General features: G+C 32.3%; 6 protein-coding genes. 1 reads left to right on the forward strand and 5 read right to left on the reverse strand.

Annotation, left to right across the window (positions count from 1 at the left end; translation table 11 throughout):
- Positions 1–167 precede the first annotated feature (167 nt).
- The 3 genes from ptsG to BMX60_RS11495 all read right to left on the reverse strand — a co-directional run bounded on the left by ptsG (position 168) and on the right by BMX60_RS11495 (position 4,009).
- Positions 168–2,141, reverse strand: coding sequence for a glucose-specific PTS transporter subunit IIBC (gene ptsG, locus BMX60_RS11485; RefSeq protein WP_091351579.1), 1,974 nt, complete (start codon positions 2,139–2,141; stop codon positions 168–170).
- A 238-nt stretch (positions 2,142–2,379) separates the two neighbouring features.
- Positions 2,380–3,225, reverse strand: coding sequence for a PRD domain-containing protein (locus BMX60_RS11490; RefSeq protein ID WP_091351580.1), 846 nt, complete (start codon positions 3,223–3,225; stop codon positions 2,380–2,382).
- Positions 3,218–4,009, reverse strand: coding sequence for a sugar phosphate isomerase/epimerase family protein (locus BMX60_RS11495; protein ID WP_177159810.1), 792 nt, complete (start codon positions 4,007–4,009; stop codon positions 3,218–3,220). Before BMX60_RS11495 ends, BMX60_RS11490 begins: the two co-directional genes overlap by 8 nt.
- A gap of 99 nt (positions 4,010–4,108) precedes the next feature.
- On the opposite strand from BMX60_RS11495, the gene BMX60_RS11500 reads away from it, so the two are divergent.
- Positions 4,109–4,771 carry a BON domain-containing protein gene (locus BMX60_RS11500; RefSeq protein WP_091351582.1) on the forward strand — a complete coding sequence of 221 codons (663 nt, stop codon included), beginning with the start codon at positions 4,109–4,111 and terminating at the stop codon, positions 4,769–4,771.
- Here the strand turns inward: BMX60_RS11500 and BMX60_RS11505 are convergent, their stop codons facing one another.
- Positions 4,772–5,341, reverse strand: coding sequence for a hypothetical protein (locus BMX60_RS11505; protein ID WP_091351583.1), 570 nt, complete (start codon positions 5,339–5,341; stop codon positions 4,772–4,774).
- 400 nt (positions 5,342–5,741) lie between these two features.
- A complete protein-coding gene (locus BMX60_RS12525; protein ID WP_207648447.1) occupies positions 5,742–5,903 on the reverse strand; it encodes a flagellar basal body rod C-terminal domain-containing protein in 162 nt (53 codons plus the stop codon).
- Positions 5,904–5,912 lie beyond the last annotated feature (9 nt).

Here is a 5,912-nt window from a genome sequence, read left to right on the forward strand (position 1 = left end):
TTGGAATAACAGTTTATTTTTCTCATAGTTATATTATACAATATAACTAAGGAAAAGTGGTCAATCTTGATCATCTTTTCCATTTTTTTATATAAAAAAGTCAGCTAACTCTTATGAGTCAAGCTGACTTTTTTGGTGCCTATTTCCCGACAGCCCCTTCCTCTGTTTTATTTTATAACTACAATACCGGATTGTCCTTTTTGGACTTTTTTACCTTCTTCAAAATGGATTTTCTGGCCTTCAGTTAGGTTAGTAAAAATTACTGGTGTTACTATAGCCTTTCCTTCCTTCTTAACCTTTTCTAAATCTACTTTTAAAAGAGGTTGACCAGCTTTAATTTCATCCCCTTCTTTTACTAAAGCTTGGAAGCCTTCTCCCTTTAATTCTACTGTATCAATCCCTACGTGGATTAATATTTCTAAGCCATCTTTTCCTAATATCCCGATAGCGTGATTTGTTGGGAATAGGGATACAACTTTACCGTCCACAGGGGAAACTACATCTCCCTTTTGTGGTTCAATGGCAAAGCCGTCACCCATAATTTTTTTAGAAAAGACTTGATCTGGCACTTCACTTAAATCTATTAACTTACCTTCCATTGGGCTTAAAAAGTTACTAGTTTTTTCTGTTACCCCACCACTTTTGATTATATTATCTATCTGTGTTTTTAGAATATCAGATTTTGGTCCAAATATTGCTTGAATACTATTACCAACTTCTAGTACTCCTGAAGCCCCTAATTTTTTTAATCTTTGCTTGTCTACAAGTTTTATATCCTTTACATTAACCCTTAACCTAGTGATACAAGCATCTAGATTCAATATATTTTCTTTTCCACCTAAGGCATCTAAAATTTGAGCTCCTAGTTCTCCAGTAACTCCATTTGTTTCACTTTGTTCACCATCATCTTCCCGACCTGGTGTTTTAATATCCCATTTCCTTATTACAAAGCGGAAACCAAAGTAGTAAATAACTGAGAAAACTAAACCTACTGGGATAACAAGCCACCATTGGGTACGATTTGGCAATACTCCAAATAATAAATAGTCAATTATTCCTCCAGAAAAGGTCATCCCTATCTTAACGTTTAAAATTTCCATAATCATAAAGGAAAGTCCAGCAAAGATTGTATGAACAGCAAATAGTAGTGGAGCTACAAATAAGAAAGTAAATTCAATTGGTTCTGTTATACCGGTTAAAAATGATGTTAAAGCTGCTGACATCATAATACCTGCTACGTATTTTTTCTTTTCTGTTTTAGCTTCATGGTACATTGCTAAGGCAGCTGCTGGTAATCCAAACATCATGAAAGGAAATTTACCTGTCATAAAAGTTCCTGCTGTAAAAGCAACATTATCCTTTAGCTGTTCAAAGAATATTCTCTGATCCCCTCTAACAATTTCCCCTGCTTTATTCACATATTCACCAAACTCAAACCAGAATGGACTATAAAAAATATGATGTAAGCCAAAGGGGATAAGGGCCCTTTCAATTACTCCAAAAATAAATGCTGATAAAGTTCTATTTGAATCTACCATACTATATGATAGGGTGTTTAATCCCGTTTGAATAGGTGGCCATATAAACGTCATTAAAATCCCTAATAAAAGGGCAGAAACTGCTGTAACTATAGGAACAAACCTTTTACCTGCAAAGAATCCCAGATATTGGGGAAGTTCGATGTTATAGTATTTTTTAAATAGAAAAGATGCTAGTACCCCTACTATAATCCCGCCAAAAACACCTGTTTGTAAAGTTGGTATTCCTAAGGCAAAGGTATAGGCAGGATTAGAATCTACTAGTTCAGGAGTTACCCCTGCAATAATTCCCATTGTGATATTCATAATTAAGTAACCTACGATAGCTGCTAGACCAGCTACTCCATCTCCCCCTACTAAACCTACAGCTACACCAACAGCAAAAAGTAATGGAAGATTAGAAAAGATAATTCCACCTGCCTGTTCCATTACCAATGCTACCATTTGTAGCCAGTTAACATGTAGAAAAGGTGCTTTTTCTAGTAGTTCTGGATTTTGTAAAGCATTACCAAAGGCCAGTAAAATACCGGCAGCAGGCAATATAGCCACTGGTAACATCAAGGCTTTACCTACTTGTTGTAATACTGCAAAAGTCTTTTTCATAAAACTTTCTCCTTTCTTATTATCTTTTTAATATATTTTAGTCTTTCCTGGCTGGAAAGAATAAAGCAAATTAAAACAAAAAGGCATGAACAAAAGAACATAGAAATAGCCTATTAGCTAATCCTAAATTCTTTTACTCATGCCTGATTTCTCAGTAACACGTAAAGATTTTCTATATTCAATTCAATAAAATTATAACCTATAAATCCTTGTATTACAAGTGGTTTTAAAAAAATAATTATTTTTCCCTCTTCAAATCTGCAGTGATTTTATGAATATGTAATGCTATATATCCAACTTCGTTTTCTGGTATAGAAATATTTAATGCCCTTTCCATTATTTTAGCAATATCATATGCTATTTTGTATTCATAAATAATTTTATCTTTTAGTACTGATAAAATGTTGTTTTCTATGCATTGTCTTTTTTTTACCCTATTTATTACACCCTTTAAATGGATAACTAACCTCTTGTAGTCAAAGGAATCCCCTTCGATTTTAATTCCCAGCTTATGTTCTAAATATTGATGGATTTTATTAATCATTTTGGATTGTTCTAAAGCTTCCCTTTTATTTTCACTTAATCCACCTACAAAATGTAAAGCTAAAAAACCAATTTCCCCTTCTGGAATCTCTATATCTAATCGCTTTTGGAGTAGGTTTACTACCTTTGCAGCAGTATCATACTCTTCTGGGTATAACAATTTAATTTCATATAAGAAGGGATTAATGATTTCTATACCCTCTTTTAGCCTTTTTATAGCAAAATTGATATGATCTAATAATGCTATGTTTAAAGAATTAGCCCCTTCCCCTTTTTGTTCCAAATCTTTAAGAATAACCCGATTAATTTCGTTATATATTTCAATGATTTTCGGGTCTACTGTATCAAAAAAAGCTTCATATTCATCTTTTTTCAAACCCTCGGTAGATACAAATTGCTGTTCTACATCACTTAAGTAGACTACATCTCCAGATTTTTTGCCAAAACCTATCCCTTTGCCAATAAATACATATTTACTCCCTTTATCTTCTACTAAAACAACATTATTGCTTAATGTTTTAGATATGATGTATTTACCCATATTTTTCCTCCACATTTCTTTTAAATTTTTCCATTTCTTCCTTTATATTTGGGGGTAAATATTTACCATAAACCTCTATTATTACCGGGCCGGTATAATTTATTTTTTCCAATTCTTCAAAGAGATTATTAAAATCAAAAGACCCATGGCCAGGAAAAATTCCCATATCCCTGCCATTAACATCACTAATATGGACATTTACTAAACTTTCTGCCATTACCTTTAAAATATCTTTTGAATCTAATAAACTCTTAACTCCCTGTTTATTATCATAGGTAAAATAAAGGCCCTCTACTTTTTCTTTTAGATACTGAAGAAACTGAAGATTACTACTTAAACACCAAGACACATTTTCTTGAGCGATTCTTATATTATATTCCTTAGCTAAAGATACTAAAAGTTTAGTCCTTTTAATAACAAAATCCCATTGATCCTTTGTAAAACTCATAAGTCTAGGGCCATGGAAAACATAGTACTTACCATTTAAAATGTTACAAGCTTCAAAGATCTTTTCAAAGGTCTTTAAACTATCGGTCACTTCCCTTTGGTATGATGAAAATAGCAATGGCTCAAAAAGGGCAGAACTGGCATGGATAGAATATACCTCTAAATCTAATTTATTAATTTTATCTTTCAATTCATATATAAATTTTTTTTGATATTCACTTTCCGTTTGTAAAAAAACTTCTATTTTTTTTATACCTAGATTAGAAATAATATCGAGAGTGTCTTCAGTATTAAGTTGAGGGTAAAAACAAGCCGTAGACAAGCCAATTTCTTTCACTAAAAATTCCCTACTTTCTTTTTCCTTTATTTAAAATAGTTTATTAGATTTTGGTAGATACTAAATTCAAAGAACGAAATTTTTAAGGAGGAATATGTTGTGAGTAAGAAAGAATATTATCAAGATGGTGCATCCCGTTTAGATTTAAGATATATTGATAACAGCCGACCTCGAGAGTCTAAATCTCAACAATCACAGCTAGAAGATCATCTTTTAGATAATAAAGGTATTAAAACTCCTATTGAAAGTAAAATTGAAGGGGATGTAAAGAAAGGTCCAGTTTACCAAGCTACAGATAGTGATTTGCAAAATAAAGTTCAAGGTCTTTTTCACAATGATAAAAATCTAGCAAACTATGATATTCGGGTTTATTCTAATCAAAGGGGAGTAGAGTTGACAGGAATAGTTGATTCCCTTTCGGAAAAGGAATATGCTGAAACACTTGTCAGATCCCATTTTAATATACCTGTAATTAACTCTATAAGTATTAGTACCGATGGTCAAATTGTAGATGACGACGTTTACCAAGAGTTAATTGAAGAACTAAAATTACGGAACTTGGATGAAGAAAATTTACAAATACAGGTACATGACGGAGTTGTAACTTTACAGGGCGAAAGGCCAGAAAATATCGATGATATTGTAGCAGCAATTAAAACTGCTAGAGGTGTTAAAGAAGTTCATAACTTTACATCACCAGAAAAAGAAACTACTTTAGAAGACATCTTCCATTCTCAAGTTAATAATGATAGGGAAGAATAGTTATTTATGAACATTTATGTATTTCTTTATTTTTCTCCAGTATAAAGAAAAAATACCAAATAAAATGATTATCCCTGGCCAATATCTATAAACGTAAGGTAAAAAAGTAAAGGAATAACTCTCTGTCTGCTCAAGATAAACCAATAACCCAAATACTGAAATGAGTATTCCTGGTATTAAAGGCCAATACTTTTCCCATCTACCATCGATTAAATAAAAGACAATAAATCCCAAACCTATAGCAAGGATGATAGCTGATTCTCCACCATTAGGTAGAAGATAGCTAAAGAGTAGTATAATATATAAACCAATAGTTAAAAGCAATGAACCCGCTAAAGAGAATAGCCAAAATCTATTATAGAAAAAATGTAAAGCTATAAAAAACAATCCTAAAATAAAAGGGTTATAAAAACTCAAATTTAGAAAATTTAACGATAATAAACCAAGTCCAATAAAAATTAAACTTGTAGAAAAAATATAATTATTGCAGTATTCCTTAAAGAGAAAGAGTTTTTTATACGAATATCTTCCAAACTTATTTATTAAAATTAAAAATTCCCTTTTTTTCAAAGCTTACCACCTCCCCTTTATTTTATTCGTCATAACCTTAGATTTTCCTTCTAAAAAAGCATTAAAGTGCTTTTTCCTTAAAAAAAGACACCTTTGAAGAGGTGTCTCAAACTGAAGACAAACTATAGACAAAGTCACCATCAGCTGTGGTAATTAAACAAAGATACGATTAAGTCGAGGAGATAGATTAAAGAGCTGATTAGATAAAAGGAAGAAGGAGTGAGGAACAGGACGTTCCGAAAGCTCTATTAAGCCATGGACGGCGAATTAGAGCGGTACCCTTCTTCCTTTTAGATAGAAGCCTTAAATCTCGACGGAGACTTTGTTAGAATGTTTAATTACCACAGCCTTTTAAAAAAGACTTTGTCTACAACCTGAGACACCTTTGAAGAGGTGTCTTTTATCTTCTTAAATTATTGGCTTGTGCCATCATTTCATCTGTCGTCTGAACCAATTTAGCACTAGCTTCTAAAGCCCTTTGACTCATCATCAAAAATGCTATTTGTTCTCCTAAATCTACATTAGATCCTTCTAAAGCTCCCTGCCTAATTGGACTTTGAATGGGGTTTGG

The sequence above is a fragment of the Anaerobranca gottschalkii DSM 13577 genome (genome assembly GCF_900111575.1).
Classification (GTDB): domain Bacteria; phylum Bacillota; class Proteinivoracia; order Proteinivoracales; family Proteinivoracaceae; genus Anaerobranca; species Anaerobranca gottschalkii.

What these genes read in the sequence shown, in the direction of transcription:
- ptsG (WP_091351579.1), bottom strand. Translation starts at nt 2,141, where the DNA reads ATGAAAAAGACTTTTGCAGTATTACAACAAGTAGGTAAAGCCTTGATG.
- BMX60_RS11490 (WP_091351580.1), bottom strand. Translation starts at nt 3,225, where the DNA reads ATGGGTAAATACATCATATCTAAAACATTAAGCAATAATGTTGTTTTA.